This window comes from Latilactobacillus graminis DSM 20719 (assembly GCF_001436415.1).
In the GTDB taxonomy this organism is placed as follows: Bacteria; Bacillota; Bacilli; order Lactobacillales; family Lactobacillaceae; genus Latilactobacillus; species Latilactobacillus graminis.
In genome coordinates, this window is sequence record NZ_AYZB01000035.1 from 227,338 (window position 1) to 253,167 (window position 25,830).

General features: G+C 40.4%; 20 protein-coding genes. 3 read left to right on the forward strand and 17 right to left on the reverse strand.

What is annotated here, in order from left to right; translation table 11 throughout:
- Positions 1-143 precede the first annotated feature (143 nt).
- The 3 genes from FC90_RS06225 to FC90_RS06235 all read right to left on the reverse strand — a co-directional run bounded on the left by FC90_RS06225 (position 144) and on the right by FC90_RS06235 (position 4,465).
- The gene (locus FC90_RS06225; RefSeq protein WP_057908404.1) at positions 144-2,666 is read right to left on the reverse strand and encodes a YfhO family protein; all 2,523 of its coding nucleotides are present in this window, start codon (positions 2,664-2,666) and stop codon (positions 144-146) included.
- A 92-nt stretch (positions 2,667-2,758) separates the two neighbouring features.
- Complete coding sequence (locus tag FC90_RS06230) at positions 2,759-3,625, reverse strand: GRP family sugar transporter (protein ID WP_057908405.1); 867 nt, start codon at positions 3,623-3,625, stop codon at positions 2,759-2,761.
- A 225-nt stretch (positions 3,626-3,850) separates the two neighbouring features.
- Positions 3,851-4,465 carry a VanZ family protein gene (locus FC90_RS06235; RefSeq protein WP_057908406.1) on the reverse strand — a complete coding sequence of 205 codons (615 nt, stop codon included), beginning with the start codon at positions 4,463-4,465 and terminating at the stop codon, positions 3,851-3,853.
- Between the two features lie 208 nt (positions 4,466-4,673).
- Between FC90_RS06235 and FC90_RS06240 the strand changes: the two genes are divergently transcribed.
- A complete protein-coding gene (locus tag FC90_RS06240) occupies positions 4,674-5,729 on the forward strand; it encodes an LTA glycolipid anchor biosynthesis glycosyltransferase, IagA/BgsA family (protein WP_057908407.1) in 1,056 nt (351 codons plus the stop codon).
- 94 nt (positions 5,730-5,823) lie between these two features.
- A complete protein-coding gene (locus FC90_RS06245) occupies positions 5,824-7,995 on the forward strand; it encodes an LTA synthase family protein (RefSeq protein WP_162258684.1) in 2,172 nt (723 codons plus the stop codon).
- A 46-nt stretch (positions 7,996-8,041) separates the two neighbouring features.
- Here FC90_RS06245 and FC90_RS06250 read toward each other — a convergent pair whose 3' ends face one another.
- The 5 genes from FC90_RS06250 to FC90_RS06270 form a co-directional block, all read right to left on the reverse strand.
- Positions 8,042-8,500, reverse strand: a complete 459-nt coding sequence (locus tag FC90_RS06250; protein ID WP_057908471.1) for a hypothetical protein — start codon at positions 8,498-8,500, stop codon at positions 8,042-8,044.
- A 5-nt stretch (positions 8,501-8,505) separates the two neighbouring features.
- On the reverse strand, positions 8,506-9,237 hold the full coding sequence (locus FC90_RS06255) for a hypothetical protein (RefSeq protein ID WP_057908409.1): 732 nt from the start codon (positions 9,235-9,237) through the stop codon (positions 8,506-8,508).
- A 105-nt stretch (positions 9,238-9,342) separates the two neighbouring features.
- Positions 9,343-10,698 carry a cytosine permease gene (locus FC90_RS06260; protein ID WP_057908410.1) on the reverse strand — a complete coding sequence of 452 codons (1,356 nt, stop codon included), beginning with the start codon at positions 10,696-10,698 and terminating at the stop codon, positions 9,343-9,345.
- Positions 10,699-10,994: 296 nt separating this feature from the next.
- On the reverse strand, positions 10,995-12,434 hold the full coding sequence (locus FC90_RS06265; protein WP_057908411.1) for a sensor histidine kinase: 1,440 nt from the start codon (positions 12,432-12,434) through the stop codon (positions 10,995-10,997).
- Positions 12,431-13,174: a response regulator transcription factor gene (locus FC90_RS06270; protein ID WP_057908412.1), complete on the reverse strand. Its 744-nt coding sequence runs from the start codon at positions 13,172-13,174 to the stop codon at positions 12,431-12,433. Before FC90_RS06270 ends, FC90_RS06265 begins: the two co-directional genes overlap by 4 nt.
- 355 nt (positions 13,175-13,529) lie before the next feature.
- On the opposite strand from FC90_RS06270, the gene FC90_RS06275 reads away from it, so the two are divergent.
- On the forward strand, positions 13,530-14,303 hold the full coding sequence (locus FC90_RS06275) for a Cof-type HAD-IIB family hydrolase (protein ID WP_057908413.1): 774 nt from the start codon (positions 13,530-13,532) through the stop codon (positions 14,301-14,303).
- An 87-nt stretch (positions 14,304-14,390) separates the two neighbouring features.
- On the opposite strand, the gene dnaJ is transcribed toward FC90_RS06275, so the two are convergent.
- The 9 genes from dnaJ to infB all read right to left on the reverse strand — a co-directional run bounded on the left by dnaJ (position 14,391) and on the right by infB (position 25,825).
- Positions 14,391-15,530, reverse strand: coding sequence for a molecular chaperone DnaJ (gene dnaJ, locus FC90_RS06280; RefSeq protein WP_057908414.1), 1,140 nt, complete (start codon positions 15,528-15,530; stop codon positions 14,391-14,393).
- A 119-nt stretch (positions 15,531-15,649) separates the two neighbouring features.
- Complete coding sequence (dnaK, locus tag FC90_RS06285) at positions 15,650-17,491, reverse strand: molecular chaperone DnaK (protein WP_057908415.1); 1,842 nt, start codon at positions 17,489-17,491, stop codon at positions 15,650-15,652.
- 36 nt (positions 17,492-17,527) lie between these two features.
- Complete coding sequence (grpE, locus tag FC90_RS06290) at positions 17,528-18,139, reverse strand: nucleotide exchange factor GrpE (protein ID WP_057908416.1); 612 nt, start codon at positions 18,137-18,139, stop codon at positions 17,528-17,530.
- A gap of 21 nt (positions 18,140-18,160) precedes the next feature.
- Entirely contained in the window at positions 18,161-19,213 is a 1,053-nt protein-coding gene (hrcA, locus tag FC90_RS06295; protein WP_057908417.1) for a heat-inducible transcriptional repressor HrcA, read from the reverse strand.
- Positions 19,214-19,421: 208 nt separating this feature from the next.
- On the reverse strand, positions 19,422-20,561 hold the full coding sequence (gene hemW, locus FC90_RS06300; RefSeq protein ID WP_057908418.1) for a radical SAM family heme chaperone HemW: 1,140 nt from the start codon (positions 20,559-20,561) through the stop codon (positions 19,422-19,424).
- Entirely contained in the window at positions 20,561-21,514 is a 954-nt protein-coding gene (gene ribF / locus FC90_RS06305; RefSeq protein WP_057908419.1) for a riboflavin biosynthesis protein RibF, read from the reverse strand. The genes hemW and ribF overlap by 1 nt, the downstream gene beginning before the upstream one ends.
- Positions 21,515-21,532: 18 nt before the next feature.
- Positions 21,533-22,450, reverse strand: coding sequence for a tRNA pseudouridine(55) synthase TruB (gene truB, locus FC90_RS06310; RefSeq protein WP_057908420.1), 918 nt, complete (start codon positions 22,448-22,450; stop codon positions 21,533-21,535).
- Positions 22,451-22,662: 212 nt separating this feature from the next.
- On the reverse strand, positions 22,663-23,019 hold the full coding sequence (gene rbfA / locus FC90_RS06315) for a 30S ribosome-binding factor RbfA (protein WP_057908421.1): 357 nt from the start codon (positions 23,017-23,019) through the stop codon (positions 22,663-22,665).
- Positions 23,020-23,041: 22 nt separating this feature from the next.
- Positions 23,042-25,825: a translation initiation factor IF-2 gene (gene infB, locus FC90_RS06320; RefSeq protein ID WP_057908422.1), complete on the reverse strand. Its 2,784-nt coding sequence runs from the start codon at positions 25,823-25,825 to the stop codon at positions 23,042-23,044.
- Between the last annotated feature and the right edge of the window lie 5 nt (positions 25,826-25,830).

Sequence of the window (25,830 nt, forward strand, 5' to 3'; positions counted from 1 at the left end):
TAAATCGTAGCCATTCTTACTACTTCGTTTATAAAAAAGGCCGCTGTCAGTTCCTAACTAATGAGCTACATGATGGCCAAGCTACACAAAAAAACGGCTTCTAAATGTGCAATCATGTCACACGTAGAAAGCCGTTTTTATTTTTAGTGCCGCTTGAAATACGTTATTATCCAAATCAACAGGCTAAAGATCGTAATCAGTGCCCCCATAACAAGGCCAGGGGCACAGTAAACTAAGTGAACTTGATTTGAACCACTTTCCAACGGGATTGCCAGCATATTCCCCATCACGGACTGGGGTCTGACCGTGTGTTGATTAACTTCAGCATGCCAGCCACTGTCATATGGAACGCTCAAATAAAGTAGCTGGTGAGGCCGTTTAACAGTTATTTGGCCAGATATTCGCCCATTATCTGCGGATAATTGTGATTGATTAACCGTTAATCGTTGTTGCGCTAATTGGCTGAAAGCTTGCTTAAACTGATTCTGATCCAAACTTGCTACTTGAACCTGACGAAAGGCTTGCGGGTGCTGACCAGAGATTGTGAGTGTCAGCGGTTGCCCTTTTTGGTAGCGACCCAACCCAATAATTGTAGCTCCTTTGAGGTGGATAGGGATCTTATGCAGCTGCCCATTCACTTGAAGCTTAACTTTGGACATCGCTTGTCTTGGTAAATATAAATAAGCAGCTCCGCTAGTTCTAATTTGTGTTTTAAACGTAACCTGCGTGGACTTTTGTTGCTGCATCACTAACCGGTCAACATGATAAAAAGGCGCAGTTTGATTTGTCATCGCCTGCATAACCTGCGTCTGGTTTTCAAATGGCGCACCAGCCTTTAATGCCACTTGCGTCAACCGCGCATTAACGGCGAACCCTAACCCTAAAGTCTGATGCTTTTTAACTTGGATTCTACCTTGCTTGTCAACCAAATCATATCGATTTGCGAATAATAAGTCAGTAATCTGCGTATGTCCAATTCCGTTGATTCGACGGGCATTCTTGCTATAAAAGCCTAGCTTAACTAACATCGATCGCATTTGTTCATCAAGTGTTGATGAATAGCTATTAAAAGTATATTGTCCAAACAATAGCGCATCATTATAGCCAAAATATGGCTCGTTAAATGCTTTTCTCAATAGAATTGCCTGATTATTAACACGATAAAAATTAGGCGTTCGCTTTTCCAGTTGCTTTAGTAACCTTGCTTGCTGCCGATATTGCTGCACATAGACTGCCTGATTACCTAATGGCAACTGCCGCATTGCTAAACGGGCGTTGATGAACAACTCACTAAACGTCAGTATCGCCCCGATACCAATCACCCAAAACTGCCAACGAGTCCTCTTTTGCCAGATATAAAAGATAGCACTAGCCACAAGTGTTAGTCCCATCAATAGCCAGAGAGGTTGCTTTTGGACCCCACGGATTTGTGGACCGTAATAAAGAGCGAGCTGGCCAATACTGAATAGGCCCCACACTAGCCAAATAACCAATTTTTTTGTTTGACGTTGACCGGTTGGAGCAACACTTGCTTCATATGCAATCTTCAACAAGACAAACGATAACAAATAAGTATTTCGGTATGGAAAACCAGCTGGTTGCTGAAACATGTGCCAAATTGTATTCAACGTTGTCACCCAAAAACTCAAGCCCAAACTGCTAACTAGAAACCCATTGGACCATTTAGCTTGCCGTTTAATCGTTGGTAGGCAGAAATATGCGACCGCAAATAACAATCCTAATGTACTAATAAATAGCGACGGTTCATGAATTAATCGTTGGGCATACTGACTACCGCCAACTTGGAATTGGCTCAATACTTCCCCACCAAACTTGAGTGTTGGATAAAAGTGCGTCGCAGCAATGGTCTTTTTCCCCGTCTTTAGCATCCCTAGTAATGCCGGTATTAGAACGATAGCAGCTGTTCCACCAGCAATTAGTGAAGCCCACCCAAATTGACAAATTGTTGACCAGCGTTGACTAACTAATTGCTTCCAGGACTGATTGGGTTGCTGCTCTTTAATCAGCAAACTGATCAGATACAAAACAACGAATAAACATGTCATGTAGCCCAAATAATAATTAGTTAAAATGGTTACTGTTAACATTCCAATATAAAGGTTTGGCTGTCGTCGATAAAATAGCTGTTCTAAGCCTAAAATTACTAATGGTAATAAAATCAGCGCATCCAACCACATTAAATTGTAAAAATTCATTGCGACAAAGCCACTTAGGCTATAAGCTGTCGCAAAGATTAATGCTGAAAAATGATATTCAGACTGACGCGTCTTCAAAAAATGTGCCATTGTTAAACCCATTGCGCTGATTTTTAAAACAATTACATATCCGACTACTACTGGTAACTGACTATTCGAGCAAAACAATAGTAGCAAATTAAAAGGACTAATTAAATAATAAGCCGCCAAAGGAAGCATGTTAGCACCTAAGGATAATGAAAAAGAATAGGAACTAAAATTAAGTTGCCCTATTTGCCGTTTAAATTCGGCTAAAAAGGGAATATATTGTGTACCAAGATCGCTAATTAATAGATTATGCTGCCCAAAAGGGACAATTTTAAGCCAGGCATACAAACTCAGCATAATGATCATTGGTAATAAACCACTCAGGCCATAATACCAGATAGCAGTTTTATGTTTTTTATTCATCTAATTCACTTCTTCTATTTTTATTGAGCTACTCCCTTTAAAAATAAATAAGCCCCATAGACTCCAATGGTCTATGGGGCTTATTAGTGTTACTACTTCATCATACCAAGGGTTACACCACCGACAATCACTAAAAGACAGCCGAGGATTACATAAACCATTTCTTTTTTCGTTTTTTGTTCACCTAACAGGTAGATACTCCCAATTGTTGAAATGATAATCCCGCATTGTGATAATGAATAGCTAATCGCTAAACCGATATTATTCATTGAAATCAGCATAAATAAGTTGCCAAGTCCCCACAATAAACCAGTGCTAATATTCAAAGCAGTTTTCTTATTAACAACTGCTTTACCAATGCCGACCCCTGCGAAAATAGCGGCCCCGATAAACATCCCAATGGCTTGTGGCAAGACAATTGAAGTGGCCCCAATATGTGACCAGTTAACGATGATTGTATAACCGCCATAACCAATAGTTGATAAAATCAATGCTCTAAAACCACGGGCCAATTGTGTATCTTGTTGACCGGCAATCTTACTCTTAGGATCTTTCATCGATGTCAATGTCGCTCCCAAGATTAAGATCACAAGCGCAGTAATTCCAAAAATATAATCGTGTGTTGTTCGCCATTCATGGAATAATAATGCCCCGGCTAAAGTATTGACAATCAGTTGCATGCCAGTTGACATTGGGACTGTTTTTGAAACCCCCATTGCCTGCATTGATTGAAATTGTTGACCTTGACCAATGCTCCAAAATAAACCGGAAATAATCCCAATAATCATAATCCGTAAGTTTAAAACGGGTTGTAATATTAAAAAGGTACCGATTCCAAAAACAAGCGCCCCGATTGTCATCCCGAGCGTTTGTTGGTAGGCATTTCCGCCAAGTTTACCACTTACTAATCCGATACTACCCCATGCAAGTGCTGGGATCAATGCAATTAAAATAGCCATTTTAAATTTCCTCTTCTTCTCTAAAGTACAAGAATCCATTATACATATTTTTAACCACACTGGCTAGTCGGAAAACGGCACCATTCCACTATTATTAATGGTGCCTATGATAATCTAATCAAGTGCCTCAACGATGTTAGCGATTACGTAAATTTTACGTAAAAAAACATTTTTAAAGTCAAAAAAATAACAATCGTTGTTTTTTAACCGCTGATAACCTTATTTTTACCTACGACGCCGACTGAAATGTAAACATTGATATAAGAGCACCCCAATGATTACACCTAGCGTATTGAAGATTAAATCATCAATATCAGCCATCCCAGTGCCTAATATAAACTGTGCAGACTCAATACATAATGACAAACCGGCCCCTTCAATAATTGTGATGCACCAGTCCCCTTTACGTTGCGTCAGTGAGCGTCTTAACAACCCAAAAGGGATGAACCAGATGATGTTGCCATAAAAGTTATACCAATAATCAAGTTGGGCTGGCGCTTGGCGTAATTTGAAGGTTTCAACAAATGGTGTGAGGTTAATCTGGCTGAGTGGCCGTTGAAAGTGCAATGCTAATTGCCACGGATAATAAATATGCCGTAAAACAGTTAAAGAAACTAACAATCCGATATAAAAGACAAACATCAATAATTTCAGTTCCGGAATGATATTAATTTTACGTCGTCTAATTAATATGTACACTAATCGACAGCCGATAAAAATTAAACAATACAAAATGGTTTTATCCAAGCTCGCCACCGTTAATTCAATTAGTGGTAGATGATTGTATTGTTTTCCCCACGGAAGAATCCACTGTTCATAAATATGCCCTAGAAAAACCAAAAAAATACCCTCGCTTATCCTACTAATTTATTCATGATTCGGTTCCTAATTAATCTATTATAGCTGTTTACTTTAAAAAAAATAATATTAATTACTCAGCTAAAGTGAATCTTAAACTATTGCATCAATTCAAACGCCTTTAGTCGGATGACTAGTAGCTATGCTATGCTATAATAAAGAATATTATTTATTGAAACAGGTGTCTTTTATGAAAGTCTTATTATACTTTGAAAGTGAAAAATTACTTGCTAAATCTGGGATTGGCCGGGCCTTGGACCATCAAAAACGGGCTCTCAGCGCTATGGGGATTGATTTCACCCTCGATCCCAATGATCAAGATTACGACCTCTTACACATTAATACATATGGCCTTAAAAGCCGTAGCGTGATTCGTAAAGCCCGTAAGATGGGAAAGCCGGTCATCTATCACGCCCATTCAACTGAAGAGGATTTTCGCAATTCGTTTATCGGTTCTAATCAATTAGCCCCCTTAGTGAAACGCTATCTTGTAAGTCTCTACAAGCAAGCAGATCATTTGATTACCCCGACTCTATATGCGAAGTCCTTATTGGAAAGTTACGGTTTAACCAACCCAATCGCCCCCATTTCTAATGGCATTGATTTGGCTAAATACCAGCCATCCGCGGCAAAAGAAACCGCTTTTCGGAATTACTTCCACTTACAACCAGATCAGAAAGTCATTATCTGTGTCGGCTTATTCTTTAAGCGAAAAGGGCTGATCGATTTTGTTGAAATCGCCAAAAGCTTACCGGAATATACCTTTATTTGGTTTGGTGCGGTTCCAATGTATAGTATCCCACAGAATATTCGCCAAATTGTTAAACACAACCATCCTGACAACGTCATCTTTCCTGGTTATATTAGTGGTGAGATTATCGAAGGCGCTTATGGGAATGCTGACTTATTTTTCTTTCCCTCATACGAAGAAACCGAGGGTATTGTCGTCCTTGAAGCCCTTGCCAGCCGTCAAAAAGTCCTTGTTCGTGATATTCCGGTTTATCAAGGTTGGTTAGTAGATCGTCAGAATTGCTATATGGGCCATACCAACGCAGAATTCAGACAACTAATTCAAGCCATGGTCAACGAGACCGTTCCTAATTTAACGGATCAAGGTTATCAGATTGCAAAAGCGAAACAGATTTCAAAAATTGGTCAAGAATTACAGGCGGTCTATCAACACGTTTTAACACCAGAAAAAGCTAACCAACAATATACAACAATTATGAAGACTCCGAAACTTTAAATTTCCATTTAAAATTTAGGCTGCAGTTTGCGCCCTTGCTATCGCCGCGTTAAAATAAGGCATTAGTGCTTATTTAGTTTTGCATTTTGAAAGGATGTCACTTTTCTTGAAACTCACAAAAATTAAATCATTCCGATCTTCTCGATTGGGCTTCATGAGTTTATTGGTCTTTTTATTTTGGCTAAAAACGTTATTCGGGTATTTTACCGATTTTAACCTCGCAGCTAGTGGCTTCTTACAAGTTATCATTTTATTCTTTAATCCATTGGCGACTACCTTGCTTTTATTTGGCATCATTCTCTACATTCGCCAACCACGTCTCAGCTATTGGTTAGGGTTAATTATCTATGCTGGCAATACCGCCCTTTTATATTTTAACGTTATTTATTATCGGCAGTTTACCGATTATATGACTATCAATACCATCTTAGGCTATTCCAAAGTATCAGCTGGTCTAAGCAAAAGTTCACTCGCCCTAATGAATTGGCATGACGCTCTCTATTGGATTGATATTATTATATTAGCCGGGTTAGTTCTAACCAAGATCATTCGAATTGATCAACGGGCATTTGATCGACGCTGGGCTTTTAGCACTACTTCACTAGCTGTTTTATTATTCGGTGTAAATCTCGGTCTAAGTGAAATCAGTCGACCTCAAATCCTATCACGGACCTTTGATCGTAATTATATCGTTAAATACCTTGGGATTGATACATTCACAGTCTATGATGCCTTTAAAACTACCCAAAATAATCAAGTACGCGCCCAGGCTGAAAGTTACGATTTAGATCCAGTGGTCGATTTTATGAAACAACATCATGCAGCGGCTAATCCTGAGTACGCCGGGGTGGCTAAAGGTAAAAATGTGATTGTCATTCATTTAGAGAGTTTTCAACAATTTTTGATCGACTTCAAATTTGAAGGTCGTGAGGTAACGCCGTTTTTGAATCATCTCTACCATGATCAAAACACGTTAGGTTTTGAAAACTTCTTCCATCAAGTGGGTCAAGGTAAAACCAGTGATGCTGAAAACATGATGGAAACTGGCGTCTATGGATTACCCCAGGGGTCAGTCTTCACCACCTTAGGCTCAGATAATACTTTCCAAGCAGCACCATCAATTCTTAAGCAACATGGGGATTACACGAGCGCTGTCTTCCATGGAAATGTGGGAACCTTCTGGAATCGGAATAATGTCTATAAAAATTTCGGTTATAATTACTTCTTTGATTCATCTTACTTTAATACCGATCCAGATAACGTCTTACAGTATGGTTTGAAGGATAAATTATTGTTTGGCGAATCGATTAAGTATCTCGAACAATTGCAGCAACCGTTCTACACGAAATTCATCACAGTTACAAATCACTTTCCGTTCCCATTACCGGAAAAAGATGGTGATTTCCCCCGCGCAACAACGGATAATACAGCAGTCAATAACTACTTTGCTACTGCGCATTATCTCGATCAATCGTTGGCAGAATTCTTCGATTATCTCAAGGCTTCTGGACTCGAAGATAATTCGCTGATTGTCCTCTATGGTGATCACTACGGTCTTTCAAATTCTGACAATCAAGCTTTACTCAGTGTGCTGGGACGCGATCCTGAGACTTGGACTGATTACGATAACGCTCAGTTACAACGAGTCCCGTATATGATTCACATGAAAGGACTCAAAGGTGGTATTCAAAAGCAATATGGTGGTGAAATTGACGCCTTACCGACTTTATTACACTTGCTCGGAATTGATAATCAAAATTACATTCAATTTGGGACTGATTTGTTATCGCCACAACATGATCAAGTCGTCGCCTTCCGAAATCACAATTTTGTAACACCTGCTTACACTGTGTTGGATGATACAATTTACAATAATCAAACCGGCTTACAAATAACCGCGCCATCGGCCAAATTACAAAAACAAGTTGCGACTTGGCAAAAGCAAGTTAATCATGAACTCAGCTTGTCTGATTCAGTTAATGAAAAGAACCTCTTGCGTTTCTATACCCCGCAAGGCTTCAAACCAGTCAATCCCGCTGATTACAACTATTCGACTGGTTATCAGCAACTGATTGATATTCAAAATAAATTAGGCACTCGTTCCACGAGTCTCTTCTCACAACATGGAAATCAATCAACTATCGGCCTTTTCAAAACAGATGCCCCAGAATTAGTCAATGATCAATCAAGCTTAACCGAAGTCCCTAAGAATAAAGCTTGGCAAAAAAATAGCACTTCCACTAGCAACGATAGTGCATCAAAATAAACTAAAACCCACCAATCATAATTGATTAGTGGGTTTTAGTTTATTTTTAATTAAGAACTTGCGCTCTAAAATTATTAAAGATGGCTTCCTGGTTGGTGGTTATAATAATCACAATTTGCCATTTAGCAGCAACCTGTTTAACATCCTTTAATAGTTGGCGGGCATCGTTTGGCGGAAGCTCATCCAAAAAGTGGTTGATAACTATCAATTGATGCTGACTTGCTAATCCACGAATCAACTGAATCCAAAATTGATCAACAACCGTTAATTCAGTGCCCAAGCGATCACGTACCTGCTTTAAATGCTGTTTAATTAACTGTTTTAACGCCGGTATCACCTGCTTACTGGGTAATAATAAATTATCCCAACCGGTTGCAAACGGGAGGATTTTAGGCATCTGGTAATCAATCATGTATGGCTGTTCTGCAGATTGTAGAATCTGATTAATCATTTCTGGTTGGCTGAAATAGACTTCGCCGAGTCTTAAAGGTTGTTTATTCAGCATTTTAATCACAGCTTTCTCATTTTACTAAAGTGATTTACTTGATACCACCCCACAATAAAAATGGGGACAATTAAGCTTAGTAGTGGTAACCATAATCGCCTAAGGACCTGATTGGTTAGACTTTGCTTCGTACTTTCGTGTAAAACAGGATTTAATAAGGAGCGACTGCTAAAGTCAGTTAAGTGATTTTTAAATAGTGGTTGTAGCGCTTGTGGGCCTTGAACTGGCCGAAACGGTTTTTGTAACCAACGTTGATTAACAACCTCTAATCCGTGCCAATAATAGGAATTCAATACTAACCACCCGACGATAACGGTAATACTAGCTAAAACTAAAATACATAATGCTATTAGCGTATAATAATTAACAATTTTGTACTGTGGCCAAGCGGCACTCGAAAATGTTTCAATATCTTGACGTAACTTTTTAAAAGCTTGGCCAGCTAAAATACCAACCAAAATTATCGTAATAATCATCATGAGTAGTCCGATAAGTTGATATCGACCAAGTAAGAGATGCTTGCCTTCAATAAGCTGATTCAACGGATCAGCACCTTGTTTGGCATGACTAAAATTAGCTAGCTGTTTCTCTAACCGGTGGAGGTCATAACGTTCCAAACTGATCAAACTCAGCGTAATTATCATACCACCTAAAAAGAAACAGTCCACAAGGTAGATTACTATCGATTGGCGTAAATAATACCGGATATTAGCTGGAATTGATTTAATAAAGAACATACCCCACCTCCTAATACAATTAGTGTAAAACTAAAGTGTGAAATTTATATGAACTATGTGGGTAAAAATTAAAAAAACGTCAACGAATTGACGTTTTTTTAGTATTTAAATACTAGATGTTCTCTTTTGCATCAATCCCCAGTAAAGCCCCGCCGTGATTAACATCGCGATGAAGGTTGCCCCAGTATACGTCTGAATAATTGTGAATTGATTTAAAATTAGATAGCTGATCACTCCAATAATCCACGCAAACAGTGCCGTTAGATGATAGCCTTTGGTATACCAATACTGACCACCAACTATGTTTAGGTCATGAATATTATATTGCCGGTGTTTAACGATGAAATAATCGACTAAAAAAATAGCAATCTCTGGTCCTAGAAACATCCCGATACTATCTAAAAAAGCTTCAAAAGTAGTGATAAATGATGCGACATAGACCGGAATAAAAGTTACCCCAGTTGCCCATAAAGTCACTAACCACAAAGCCGGTGTTAATTTAAATCGCGGCCAAATATTGGTTAGTGCTGAACCAGCCGCCATCAAATTAACGGCATTAGCAGTTGTACTTGTAATCACAATGACTAGCAAGGCCAATATACCCAAGCCTAACTTAACAGCGATCGTACTTGGATCAGCATTATTCGGATCAAAATGATGTAGCGTAATCGCAGTCGCAATCGTAGCCACCAGACCAATAAATGCAAACCAAAATAATCCAATATTAGCGCCTAAAAATGAATAGGCTGTCGCCGCTTTTTTGCTCTTTGAAAAACGACTAAAATCCGCGGCAGCTGTCACCCACGCCAGGTTAAATGCCGCTAAGATATCAACCGCCTGCCCCAGTTTAAGTCGTAAGTTTGCTGCTGGCCGCCAACCGATTAAATTCTTGAATGGCACCATCTTAAAAACAATCAGCGATTCCCACATCACTAAAATAATCACTAAGATAATCCCAATCCGTTCAATCCAACGGATAGATCTTTCACCTAACGAAATGCTGATTAAATGTAAGACTGACATAATTAAAATTCCAATAATCAGGCTCATTCGATTCATTGGACCATTATTGCCAGTCCAACCCATAATTTCCTTGATGATCAAACTGACTGAGGTTGCCGCAATGTAGGTATTAACTGCCGCCCAACCCATAAATTGAATTACATTAATGATTGAAGGGACCACCGAACCATTGACCCCAAAAGAAGCGCGGGTTAACCCCATCGACCCAACACCGGTTTGATAGCCCATATATGATGCCAGTGCAAGTAACACATATGATAAACAACCTACAACAAGCAATAACATTGATCCTTGGAGCAAACCAGTTGCCGCAATAATCCCGCCAATAAACCAAGTCCCGTTATTCGCATTAGCCCCAATCCAAGTTGCCAATAAGTCCCATCGACCCATAGTCCGTTGATCTTTAGTCACTGCATCAATTGTTTGTTGTTTTGCCATATTTATTTAGTCCTCCACGTAATTGATAACATAAAAAAAGCCTGCTCTGAACAAGAGCAGGCCAATCATTGCTTATTAACCGCTCCCTTGGCAGCCTCGCTGAACTGCACTTAAAAGGATTTTATTTATAAGCATTGTAGTAAAACTGCTTGCCAAAGTCAACCGAAGATTGTTACAGGCATATGAAAAATAGTCCATCTTATTTTGCCAGATTGAAATATCCGTTCAATAAATGCGCCACAACTATGCGCCCATCCATGCCGATAAACACGTTAGCACAATCCATTCCGCTTGGATTAAGCTTCAGTGTTCACAATTGTTTCATCTGGAAAAGTCAACGTAAAGGTCGTTCCTTGGCCGAGTTCACTTTGCACATCAATTTTCCCATGGTGTAACTGGACGAGCTGATGGACGATTGCTAAGCCCAGTCCAGATTCCCCATAACGAGTATTTTTCCGCGATGGATCGGCTTTGTAATAACGTTCCCAAATATTCTTAACTTGGTCAGCAGTCATGCCAATCCCAGTATCTCGTATTGCTAACACAGTCTCGTGAAACCCAACTTCAGCAGTCACTGTAATTTTTCCATCTTGTGTAAACTGGATTGCATTTTGCATGATGTTAAAGATAACTTGTACAAATCGGTCATAATCGGCATAAATTGGCACATTATCGGGAGCCTCTAAGACCAGTCGATCCCCTGCCTCAGTGGCCTTCTTATCTAATTGTTCTTGAATATTCTGGATGGCAGCCACCGCATTAAATGTCTGTCGATTTAACTTAATTTGATTAGTCCGAATTTTTTCGTAATCCAAGTTTTCATTAACCAACCGAATTAAACGATTAGTTTCATTTTGCATCAATGTAATACTCTTAGCCCGCATCTCTTCTGGTATTGCATCATATTGTAGGCCTTCCAAAAGGCCTTTAACGGTCGTCAGTGGTGTTCGCATTTCGTGTGCAGCATCTGCCATAAATTGGCGTCGTCGGTCCTCTTGCCGCTTAATTTCCTTTTCAGAAGCACTTAATGAATGGACCATCTCGTTAAAATCGGTCGCCAAATCATCTAATTCATCCTTCCCAGGATTTTTAATCTGGACGTCAAAGTCACCTTCAGCCACTAAATGCGTTGCATTTCGCAGCCGATTAATCCGATAAATTTGATACCGGGCTAAAACATAGCTTAACAAAACGCCCCCAATCGTTGATAGTAAAAATGCGACGAACAGGTTCTTACGCATTGTGGTCAGGCCAGATTTAACGGTCTGTAAAGGCGCCGCAACACCAATTACGTAAATTAGTTTATTATTGTAAAAAACTGGTTTAAACACGACTAACTGTTCCTGCTTATTATTATTCACCTGATGTGAATCACGACTCAAACTAAGCCGTTGAATTTGACCGTTCTTTAAGTGTTTCCAATACTGCTTCTTAACCGATATTTTAGAATCTGGTGTGGGATAAACCATCTCATTTTCAGCATTAAAGAAGTTAAACCCAACATGCTGTTGGGACAATATCTGTTGACTGTCAGCAATAAATTGAGTCGACAAGGTAGCCTGGGCCCCCTGTTTAAAGGCCTCGCGTTCAATTACATTTGCGTAGCCTTCTAATTGATCCCAAGTATTTTCGTAGGCAGTTTTAGTCGAATATTGCGTAAATGCAATGCCCACAATCACAATTGTTGTCATTATTACCCCGAAAAAGGCTAACATCCACTGATAAATTAATTTCATTTTGCAGCCACATCTGAATCATCAAATTTATAACCAACACCCCAGACAGTCTGAATCACTTGTGGCCCGACTTTTTCGATTTTCTGACGTAACTTCTTGATGTGGGCATCGACAGTGCGCTCATCCCCGAAATATTGATAGTCCCATACCAGTTCCAGTAATTGTTCACGGGAAAAAACTTGGCGCGCATTTTTAGCTAACGTTTTTAACAGATCAAATTCCTTTGGGGTTAACTCTAAAATCGGCTGATCTAATAAGTAGGCTTCACGTGTTTTAGAACTCAATTTGAAGTGCGTCGTTTGCACATCATAATCAGATTGGTCAGTCGTTTGTTGTAAACTTTCTTCAGCAGCCTCTACTTGTTCATCAACTAATTCGGCCCGTCGATGTAGGGCTTTAATCCGGGCAATTAATGTGATTGGGCTAAACGGCTTGGTCACATAATCATCGGCCCCTAGTTCTAATCCTAGCACTTGATCACTCTCAGAATCACGTGCTGTGAGCATTATAATTGGTACCGTCTTTGAGCGTTCGCGAATTTTCTGTGCCACTTGCATACCATCTAAACCTGGTAAGTTAAGATCCAAAGTAATAATATCCCAACTTTCTGGATCGGTACTAAAAGCGGTCACTGCTTCTACACCATCGTATGCAAAATGGGCATCCCAAGCCTCTTTTTGGAAAAACATACTCATCATTTCAGATACCGATTTATTATCTTCAACCATTAAAATTTTCATTATAATTCCTTCTCTTTTTACAACATTATGTCTACATTATACAGTAGATAAACTAATTACGGATGAATAAAATATGAAGAACTCATGAAAATAGTTCCGCTGATACAATTAAGCGTCCTGTAAAATAAGTCCTTAACCAGTCGAATGACCTTTTGGGGATTACCTAAAAAACACTAAGATTTAAAATTAGTCCTCAAAACCAGACCGCACTATTTTCGCAAGCACGTCGCCCATTATCCTTCAATATCAATGTAACTATCACCACGTCTTTAATTTTCAAAGATGCTACGACTGTTATTTATGCTTGAAACATGATAGCATATGAGACAGATATTAAATTTTAGGAGGCCCTATTTTGACCTATAAAGGACTGGTATTTTTTGATCTGGACGGTACACTTTACAACGCGCATTCAGAAGTTGACGCTGCGGTTGCAATTGCATTGCGGCAACTACGCGCCAACAACTACCTACCCATCATTGCTACTGGGCGCTCACCACTTGAGATTCAAGATGCATTGGCAACGACGGGTATCGATTCATTCATCTGTTTAAACGGCAGTTACATTCAATTTGAAGGCCAATCAGTCTACCAAGGAACGATTCCAACCCCCGTTATTGAAGCGACGGTGGCGACTGCTAAGGCTGCTGGCGAAGCTGTTGCTTTTTATAACGACCAAGCAATCCGCATTACTGCAATCACCCAAGCTGGTAAGGACGCTTATAACTATGTTAATTCAGACTTGCCGCCAGTCGACCCCGATTACTATTTAAACCATCCGGTATACATGATGTTGATCCTAACTAACAATAACGATCAAGCTTACACGGAACCACAAGGGACTAATTTGACCTTCTATCGCAACACACCTTATTCAATTGATACAGTTGAAAAAGATTGTTCTAAGCAAACGGGCATTAAAACACTAATCAAATCACAAAACTTATCGGGGATTCCCACTTATGCGTTTGGTGATGGTACAAATGATTTACCAATGCTCGACTATGTGGACTATCCAACCGTCATGGGCAATGGAATTCCTGAAGCCAAAGCAAAGGCGAAATACATTACCTCTAAAAACACTGAAGGTGGCATTATCAAAGGGCTCCGTCATTGGGGGTTAATTTAACAACATATTAATCTATGTAAAAAAGGATCACTGATTAAAAAATCGGTGATCCTTTTAACGTACCAAAAATACTTTTGCCATGCTTTACTATTTCTTATGTTTTTTATTTAGAATCTTATCGAATAAGTTGTTGTCTTGTGGGTTAACTGAATCTCCACTGGCCACTGCAAATGCCTTTAAGGCATCCCGTTGTTTACTATTTAGGGTCTTGGGCGTAACAATGTTGACTGTAACATTTTGATCACCGTTACCTGTACCATGTAACTTAGGTGCTCCTTTACCCCGTAAACGGAATACCGTATGCGTTTGTGTTCCGGCTGGCACCTTTAGATTTACCGAGCCGTGAACAGTGTTGACCTCGATTTCATCCCCCAAGGCAGCTTGGACGAAACTAATTGGAACTTCTGAATAAATCTGAGCCCCGTCGCGTTTAAATTCAGCACTCGGTGCCACACGGAATACAATAAATAAATCTCCATAAGGGCCGCCGTTGGTGCCAGCTTCACCTTGACCTTGAAGACGCATTTGTTGCCCGTCTTCGACACCGGCTGGGACTTTAACTTTGACAGTGTGACGCTCGTCTTCATGACCTGTACCATGACATGTTTCGCATTTTTCTTTAATTTCTTTACCAGTGCCACCACAAACATCACATACTTCTTGAACCATCATCCGGCCAAATGCAGTTTGCCGTTCAACTTGAACTTGACCAGAACCATGACATTTATGACATGTTTGGGCACTCGTTCCAGGTTTTGCACCAGAACCGTGACACGTATGACATTCTGCTTCACGATTGTAAGAAATCTTAGTATCTTTTCCAAAAATGGCTTCATCAAATTTTAAATCCATTCGATATTGTAAGTCAGAACCCTGACGAGGGGCGTTGGGTTGTTGACGTGCACTACCGCCACCGAAAAATGAACTGAAAATATCTTCGAAACCACCAAAGCCTTGGGCACCGCCGCCAAAGCCTTGGCCAGCACCGCCACCGAAGCCACCATTCATCCCATCATGACCATATTGATCATAAGCAGCTCGTTTTTGAGGATCGCTTAATGCATCATAAGCTTCCGTGACTTCCTTAAACTTGGCTTCTGCATCAGGTGCTTTATTAATATCTGGATGGTATTTCTTTGAAAGTTTACGATAGGCTTTTTTAATCTCATCATCTGAAGCGTCTTTACTTATTCCTAAGACGTCATAGTAATCTCTTTTATCAGCCATTGTGGGCCTCCATTCATATACTTATGCGCTAAATCTACCTTAACAAGGATAGCATAATTGACTGATTAAAAAAAGCCAAGGCCCTAGACCATACTAGGTTTTGGCTTTTTCTAAACACATTATTCTTTGTCGTCTTTAACTTCCTCGAAGTCGCCGTCGACAGTACCATCATCAGGCTTACCATCAGTTGCACTACCCTCAGCACCACCAGCAGCTTGTTGCGCTTCTTGTGCTTGTTGATACAATTTAACCGTTAATTCTTGAACAATTTCACTTAACGCATCACGTTTAGTCTTCATATCTTCAAGATTATTTTCTTGTTGTGCCTTGACTAATTCTTCCTTCGCATCTTTAGCCTTTTGTAATTCTTCATCAGAAACTTTACCTTCAAGCTCCTTCAAAGTCTTGTCTGTTTGGAAGATTAATTGATCGACATCATTCTTCAAATCAACTTCTTCTTTACGTTTACTATCGGCTTCTTCATTTTCTTGAGCTTCTTTCATCATCCGATCAATTTCTTCGTCTGATAAACCAGAGTTACTCTTGATTGTAATCTTTTGTTCTTTGTTTGTGCCTAAGTCTTTAGCAGAAACATTAACAATCCCGTTTTTATCAATATCGAATTTAACTTCGATTTGTGGTACACCACGTGGTGCAGCAGGAATATCAGTTAATTGGAAACGACCTAAAGTCTTGTTGTCGGCAGCCATTGGACGTTCACCTTGTAGAACATGGATATCAACGGCCGGTTGATTGTCAGCAGCCGTTGAGAAAGTTTGTGCCTTGCTTGTTGGAATCGTTGTATTCCGGTCGATTAATTTCGTGAAGACACCACCCATTGTTTCAATCCCCAATGATAATGGTGTGACATCAAGTAAAACAACGTCTTTAACGTCACCTGAGATAACACCACCTTGCACAGCAGCACCAAGTGCAACCGCTTCGTCAGGGTTGATTGAGTGATCAGGTTCCTTGCCAGTCCAATTCTTAACTGCTTCTTGAACAGCGGGAATCCGTGTTGAACCACCATTTAAGATGACTTTGTCGATGTCACCTGATTCTAGACCAGCATCTTTCAAAGCATTCATAACAGGTGCTTTAGTCCGATCAACTAAGTCGGAGGTTAACTTATCAAATTCAGCACGTGATAATGTCATTTCTAAATGCAACGGGCCGTTATCGCCGGCCGAGATAAATGGCAAGCTAATTTGTGTGCTTGTAACGCCAGATAAATCTTTCTTAGCTTTTTCGGCAGCATCCTTTAACCGTTGCATAGCCATCTTGTCTTTTGACAAGTCGATACCGTTGTCTGATTTGAAGTTTTCAACTAACCAGTTCATGATGGCTTCATCAAAGTCATCCCCACCTAAATGGGTATCACCGTTTGTTGATAATACTTGGAAGACACCATCGCCTAATTCAAGCACTGAAACGTCAAATGTCCCACCACCAAGGTCATAAACTAAGACTTTTTCGTCTGTTTCTGTCTTGTCCAAACCGTAAGCTAATGCTGAAGCTGTTGGTTCGTTGATAATCCGTTTAACATCTAAGCCGGCAATCTTACCAGCATCTTTAGTTGCTTGGCGTTGTGAATCATTGAAGTAAGCAGGCACTGTGATAACAGCTTCTGTGACTTCTTCACCAAGATAATCTTCAGCGAATTTCTTGATGTATTGTAAGATCATTGCTGAAACTTCTTGTGGTGTGTATGATTTGTCGCCAACAGTTACTTTGTAACCTGCTTCGCCGATGTGCCGTTTGATTGATGCGATTGTATCAGGGTTAGTGATTGCTTGGCGTTTTGCCACTTCACCGACTTGGATTTCGCCGTTTTTAAATGATACAACCGATGGTGTTGTCCGTGCGCCTTCTGGATTTGTGATAATTTTTGGTTGGCCGCCTTCCAGAACGGCAACCGCTGAGTTGGTTGTTCCTAAGTCAATACCGATTACTTTACTCATGAAAAATACCCTCTTTTTTAAGATTTTTAAATTTAATTATTGAGCAACAACGACCATTGCTGGTCTCAAAACACGATCCTTCAAGTAGTAACCTTTTTGGAAAACTTGAACCACCGTATCTGCTTTTTGATCACCATCAGCAGCGATTGTTTGGACCGCTTGGTGAATGGTCGGATCAAAGGCTTGCCCTTGGGCCTCAATTTCTTTAACACCATGATCTTCTAAAGCTTGCTTCATATGATCATAAGTCATCTGCACGCCTTTTTTAAGACTTGCTGCACCTTCTTCAGTAACTTCAGTTGCTAATGCCCGTTCTAAGTTGTCTAAGACTGGTAAAACAGCTTTAGCCAATGATTGGCCATCATATTTTAATAAGTTAGCCTGTTCTTTTTGCTGACGCATTTGCATATTCTTAATTTCAGCTTGTGAACGTAAGAACCGGTCTTCTAATTCATCATATTTCGTTTGTAGTTCAGTAAGTTGTTCATCTGAAGCTGGTTTTTCAGCCGTTGTAGCTTCTGGTGCTGGTTCAACCACCTTATCCGCTTCTAGTTCGGGTTCAAATGGCGTCTCTTCTTTAGGTGTCTTTGTTTCTGGCATCTCTGTAGCTGACTTTGTTTGTTTTTCAGCCTTTTCTTGCTTGGTCAAATGAACACGCTCCTTTTAAGATTAATCATCATCTAAATTTGCATAATAATCAATTAATTTCTTTGCCAATTCTTCACGAAATAAATCAAGTAAACCAATCATCCGTGAATAAGGCATGCTAGTGGGGCCTAGTAATGCAATCACACCTTGACCATGCTCACCAACATCATAATTCACAGTCATCAGACTGTAATGTTTCAACAAATCATTCGCCATCTCAGCCCCTAGGCGAACCTGGACTTTGCTATTGGCACCTTCAGGGGATAAATTTAGTAACTTAGCTAAATCATCTGACTGATTAATCATGTTATACAATGACTTGAGTTGAGTCACATCATCGAACTCTGAAAAATTCAATAAGTTCATCTGGCCACCAACATATAGACGCTCTTGGCTTGCCTTTTTCAAAACATCGTCGAAGATATCCAAAAAACCAGTTGGCGAAGCCATATAATGTGCTAATAATACAGGAACATCCGTCTTTAATTTTTGACTCACCACTGTTAGTGGTAAACCGACTAATTGATCATTAATGAGCCGGATTGCTTTTTCAAGTTCATCACCCGAAATTGCTTGGGGAATGGTAAATACTTGATTATCAACTGTCCCAGCACTTGTAACAATAATCGCCATCACTTGGTGATTCCCCAATGGAACTAAGCGAAACCCAGTTAATCGCACTTCCGCAACTCCCGGACCTAACGTAATTGCCGTATAACTGGTAAGGTTCGATAAAATATTCGCTGATTGTGAGACGATCTCATCAATCTTATGGTAGTGTTGTCCAAATGACTGTTGAACAGTTGCGACATCAACCGGATTGAGAGTTGCTGGTTGCATGAGATGATCCAGATAGTAACGATAACCTTGCATCGATGGTACTCGTCCAGATGACGAGTGCGTCTTTTCAATTAAACCGACACTTTCTAGATCAGCCATATCATTACGAATTGTCGCAGAACTAACGTGAACCGGTAATTCTGCCATTAACTTCTTAGAACCCACTGGCTGACCACTTTCTGTAAAAAGACGAATAATGGCTTTCAAAATCATCAACTGTCTTTCGGTCAGCATGTCATCACCTCTTTTTAGCACTTGATTATAACGAGTGCTAATTACAAGTATTAATATAGCAAGAACGTCAAATAAAGTCAAGAAACACACCATTTTTTTTACGAATTCACTAAAAATCAGACTTCAGACTGAGTCGCCTTCCAGCCTTAAGCACAAAAAACTAGCCGCTCTTATTCTAGCGACTAGCTTAAATTAGTTATTGGCCGATTTAATAACTATCCAATAAGAAGGCTTGAAAGACTTCGTTACCTAAGAACTTACCGGTTTCAGTGAGTCGCAGCCAATCGCCATCTTGCTTGAGATATCCCTTAGCAATTTGATCAGCCACAGTTTCCCCATACACAGTTTGCAATGGATAATTAAATTTATCCTGGAAGTGATCAATCGACACCCCCTGCATTGTCCGTAAACCAAGAAAGAGTTCTTCTTCCATCTGTTCCGTCAATGGTAAGACATGCCGCTCAATCACTGGCACCTTATTAGCCTTGAGTGGCTCTATATATTGTTGAATGGGGCCGAAGTTATGATAACGATCTTTACCTAAGTAGCCATAAGCACCTGCCCCAAAGCCGAAGTATTTTTCATTTCGCCAATAGGTTAAATTGTGTGCCGATTGAAAACCCGGCTTTGCAAAATTACTAATCTCATATTGCTCTAAGCCAGCATTTTGAAAACTATCAATCGCAGCTTGATACATGTGAGCCTCGACATCTTGTGATGGTAAGTGTAATTTACCTTGGCGCATCAGGTTGTAAAAAATTGTTTTACGTTCCAAAATCAGTGAATAAGTTGAATAATGTGGTAAATCAAGTGCAATTGCTTTATGCAGACTATCCATAAAATCTGCTTCACTTTGTTGCGGTAACCGAAAAATTAAGTCGATACTAATATTTTCAAAACCAACTCGATGTGCATTATCAATCGCCTGATAAACGTCCGCACTTCGATGAATTCGACCGATTTTCTTCAAAATTTGATCGTTAAATGACTGAACACCAATACTTAAACGATTAACGCCATTGTCCTTTAAAACCTGTAATTTCGCAGTGTCTTGCAAATCATTGGGATTAGCTTCAAACGTAAATTCACCACCATCATACGGTAAGTATTGATGTATGCCATTAATGAGGCGCTGCAACTGTGCTGGGGTTAACGTTGTGGGAGTCCCGCCACCGACATAAATCGTATCAATTTTTTCATCTGGATATTCAGCCATCACTAGTTGAAATTCATGGATCAACATTTCGACATAATCATCGACAGGTTGGCCTTCAATGAAAACTTTATTGAAATCACAGTAGTAACAAATGTGCTCACAAAAAGGAATATGGATGTATGCGCCCGCCATTATTGTTGCCCCGCTAACTGTGCAAAGTAAGCCCGCGTGTTGGCTTCATCTTGGTGGAGTTGGGCAACTAACTCTTTTGCAGAATTAAACTTCACTTCACCACGTAAATATTGATGCCAATCCACTTTAACGGATTCACCATAAATATCAGCATTAAAATCCAATAAATTAATCTCGACGGTCACCGGGTTATTGCGATGGAACGTAACATTGCGTCCAATTGAGGCCATCCCTAGATACCATTGGCCCTGCACAAATAAGCGAACCGCATAAATCCCGATACCCGGCAATCGTTCTGGTTGTTGTGACTCGATATTAGCAGTTGGAAACCCTAACTCTCGACCGCGTGCTTCACCATGCACCACTTCACCTGTCGTTTGGTACACATAGCCTAATAATTCGTTGGCTTCAGTGATTCGCCCAGCATCTAAATAATCGCGGATCAATGTCGAGCCGATTTTAGCACCATGGTAGTCATGTTCTGCGACCGTTACGATGTTAAAACGTCCCTGAGCATAATCTGTCAAAGTTGTCATATTCGCAACCGATTTTTTTCCATAAGTATAATCAAATCCTGCTACGACAGTCTCTGCATGCAAAGCGACTAAGTATTGATCAACAAATGTCTGTGGATCTAATTTTGCAAATGCCTCATTAAAGTGCACGATATACAACAAATCAACCCCTAGATCTGCCATCAATGTCTGTTTTCGGTCAATCGTCGATAAATAACGAAAAGTCGCTCGATCAGCATTACGATAAACAATCGCCGGGTGGATATCAAATGTCATCACAGCTAATGGCAGCTTTTTTTGCACTGCAATTTGTTTTGCTTGATGGATCACTGCTTGATGTCCACGGTGCACCCCATCAAAAAAGCCAAGTGCTAAAACCACTTGATCAGTGGGGACTTGGTCTTGAGAATAAGGATGGTTTAATTCAATAACTCGCATAATTTTCACCTAGTTTTTTTAATGAGTCCCTTGATTTTGTAAATACATTTTATACGGCCGATAGAAATGTCGCGCCGCATTTTCGACTTGATACAATGCTTTGATGTGCCCTTGATAGGTCAACGCTACAATTTCATCAGTTTGTTCTGGTAAGGTTAAGAAGACACCGTTCAAAACTTTTGCCCATTGCTCGTCATCTAAAGCAACTTTCTGGTAAGCTTCAAACACATGATCAATTGGCAATAATACATCTGCGAGTTCACCGGCTGCCGCTTTTTGTGCCAATTGTTCTAGCGTAATGCAATTGCCAATTTGAATGCCACCACTTTTTAGACGTGTTAAATCAGACATTACCGCTGGTAAGCCAAGTTTACGGCCAAAATCAACGGCTAGTGTTCGAATATATGTGCCTTTCGAACAGCCTACAATAAAGCGAAATGTTTGCCGACCGGTTTCGGCGTCAAATTGTGGTTCACCATCTAGATCAAATTGTGTAATCGTAATTGAGCGTTGTGGTCGTTCAACCGGATCCCCAGCGCGCGCATAGTCGTACAAGCGCCGACCATTAACTTTCACTGCCGAAAACATTGGTGGAATCTGAATCGAATCGCCAAGGAAACTAGCAAGGGTCGCTTTGATTTTCTCAGTAGAAAAAGGTTCTTTCAACTGTATCGCATCAACAATTTCACCATCTAAGTCTTCAGTGGTGGTCGATAGTCCCAGTGTGATTTCACCCGTGTAGATTTTCCCAGATTGTACTAGCTGATCAACCACTTTGGTTGCCTGCCCAATACAAATTGGTAAAACGCCATCAACATTGGGGTCCAATGTTCCAGAATGACCGACTTTCTTCATGTGTAAAATGCGGCGTACTTTGAAAACACAATCGCTACTGGTCATGCCGCGTTCTTTATATAAGGGTACAATGCCGTCCATAAATAATCTCCTTTAGTCATTAACCATACCATTATAGCACAGAGTACTGATTCGAACGGGTTGGCTTTGCGGATTAATTTAAAATTGAAAATTATACCATTGTTTAGCATAACTTCTAGTTGGTAATTAACCGAAAAAAAACAGTCCAAAAAGCACGTTTTGCCCAAATAAAAAGAACCCCGCTTTCGCGGGATTCTTTTTTCAGCTACAACTTAACGTTGCGCTTCATCTGCGTGTAACTTACGTAAAAGCTCATCGATATGTTCACCATATCGGACTGAACCATCCTGTTCAAAAGTAATTTCTGGAATCTTATACAACTTAATCCGTTGACCAAGTTCACTCCGAATTAAACCTTTGGCCTTATCCAGACCAGCCTGTGTCTTTTCAGCATCACTGGCTAAACCGGATAAAATACTGTAATAAACCTTTACATGCTGTAAGTCACCACTAAGATTAATATCTGTAATTGTAACCCCTTCGACACGCGGATCACGCACTCTTTTTAATAAAATATCATTTATTTCACGTTGAATTTCTTGCTCAACGCGACCAACACGATGTTTCATTGCTTGTCCTCCTGTAAATTAATTATTTAACAGGTACTTCTTCCATCACGTAGGCTTCAATTTGATCATCAATCTTAATGTCGTTGTAATCTTCGATTGTCACACCACATTCAAAGCCAGTTTTGACTTCTTTAACGTCATCTTTGAAACGTTTCAAGCTTGAAAGTTTACCTTCATAAATCACGATACTGTCGCGAATTAAGCGGACGCCACTATCACGTTGGATAACACCAGTGTCGACGATACACCCAGCAATTGTCCCAATCTTAGAAACATTGTATATTTCACGAACAGTTAATTGACCAATTACTTTTTCTTCATAGACGGGTTCTAGCATCCCCTTCATCGCGGCTTCGATTTCTTCAATTGCCTTGTAGATAATTCGATGTAATCGGATATCGACTTGTTCAGCATCAGCTTGAATCTTAGCTTGTGGTGTTGGACGTACGTTGAATCCAATGATGATAGCGTTACTTGCTGCAGCCAAGGTAACATCACTTTCGTTAATTGCGCCGACGGCTTCATGAATAATATTCACGCGGACCCCTTCAACCTCAATCTTCCGTAAACTACCAGCCAAGGCTTCTGATGAACCTTGCACGTCAGCTTTGATGATGACATCAACTTCTTTTAGTTCGCCTTGTTTCATTGTTTCGAATAAGTTATCTAATGTAACTGGGTTAGCACGGCTTCGTTCCTTCAATAAGGCCCGTTTAGCGCGTTCTTCCCCCGCAGCCCGTGCTGTCTTTTCATCTTCAAAGACAACAAAACGATCAGCTGCTTGTGGAACATCATTTAAACCAGTAATTTCAACTGGTTCGGATGGGAAGACTTCTTTCACCCGACGTCCGCGATCATTAGTCATGACCCGGACCCGACCAAAGGTATTCCCAACTACAATTGGATCTCCAATCTTCAAAGTCCCTTGTTGAACTAAGAGTGAGGCAACCGGTCCTTTACCCTTATCAAGGCGGGCTTCAATAACTGTCCCAACCGCTTTTTGATCTGGATTAGCTTTCAATTCAAGCACATCAGCTTCAAGCAATACCATTTCAAGCAATTCATCGATGTTTTCGCCCGTCTTCGCGGAGATCTTAACAAAGATTGTGTCACCACCCCAGTCTTCAGGAACAAGGCCATAGCCCATTAATTGCTCCATAACATGATCGGGGTTTGCGCCAGGTTTATCAATCTTATTTACCGCAACGATGATTGGGGCTTTAGCAGCCTTTGCATGATTGATGGCTTCGATTGTTTGTGGCATGACACCATCATCGGCAGCAACCACTAAGATGATGATATCAGTAATATCTGCCCCACGCGCCCGCATGTTACTGAAGGCCGCATGTCCCGGTGTATCCAAGAAGGTAATCAAACGATCATTTAACTTCGTTTGGTAAGCACCAATATGCTGCGTAATCCCGCCGGCTTCACCGTCAGTCACATGACTGTGCCGTAAGTTATCCAATAAGGTGGTCTTACCATGATCAACATGCCCCATGATTGTAACAACTGGTGGTCGACTAACAAGGTTAGCATCACTCTTGGCTTCTGTTTCAAAAACTGAATCAATATCAGCAATATCAACTTCTACTTTTTGTTCTGCTTCAATCCCATAATCTGTAGCTAATAATTCGATTGTATCTTTATCAAGTGACTGATTCATATTAACCATAATCCCTAACATGAATAACTTCTTGATGATTTCAGCTGGTTCACGGTGAATCTTCTTAGCGATGTCAGCCACGTTCATACCTTCAGAGAAAACTAAAACTTCTGGTAATGGTCGTTCCTTACGTTGTGGCATTTCCTTCTTAGCTGCATTTTGTTCAGCTAATTGTTGTTTACGGGTCTTCTTACGCTTTTTATTGAAACGTTGACGATTGTTCCCATAGCTGTTATAGCCACCGCCACGTTTCTTATCTGGACCAAAGTTCTTTGGCTTACTTGCTGCTGTATTGTTTGATGCTGGTTTAGCAGCACTAACCGTATTAGCTTGCATTTTTTGTTGCATTTCTTGTGCCGAAACTGGCCGGCTTGGGTTGGAATTGTTGTTGGGACGGCTGTTTGTATTATTTACTGGACGGCCGTTATTGCTACTGTTAGCTGGCCGATTATTCGTCGTTGTTGGGCGTGCACCGGCTGGCTTATTGCCAGTTGGACGACTATTATTACCAGTTGGGCGCGGACGATTACTTTGTTGACGGCGTTTCTTTTCGTCGGCTTCACGTTGTTCGCGCTGTTGTTGAATGCGTTCTTGTGTTTTTTGCCGCCGTGCATTAGCTTGTGAGATTTGTTCTTGCAAGCTCAATGGTTGGTTTGACCCGGATGGACGCGCATTGCTGTTTGGCCGGTTCGCCGCATTGTTGTTTGGGCGACCATTATTTGGACGACTATTATTAGGACGCGCATTGTTGTTATTCGGACGACCGTTGGTATTATTACGGCTTTGCCCATTTGCTGCTTGGCCATTCCGGTTGCCTTGTGGGCGTTGATTGTTTGCATGTGGTGCTGGTTTACTGCTGGCTTCTGGGCGACGACGGATCGCCGCTTTATTAATCTTAATCTTGCCGTTGTCAGTTTTTTCACTCGACTTAGGGGCCGATGTTGTTGCGGCTGGTTTGCTCTCAACTGTAGCTGGCTTGGCTTCTTTGTGGAGACTAGCTCTTAAAACCTTTTCTTGAGCATCATCAATCGTTGCCATGTGATTTTTTAAATCATAGCCTTTTTTACCAGCAACTTCTAAAAGATCCTTGCTGGCAACATTAATTTCTTTTGCTAATTCATAGATACGTTTTTTACCCATATCTT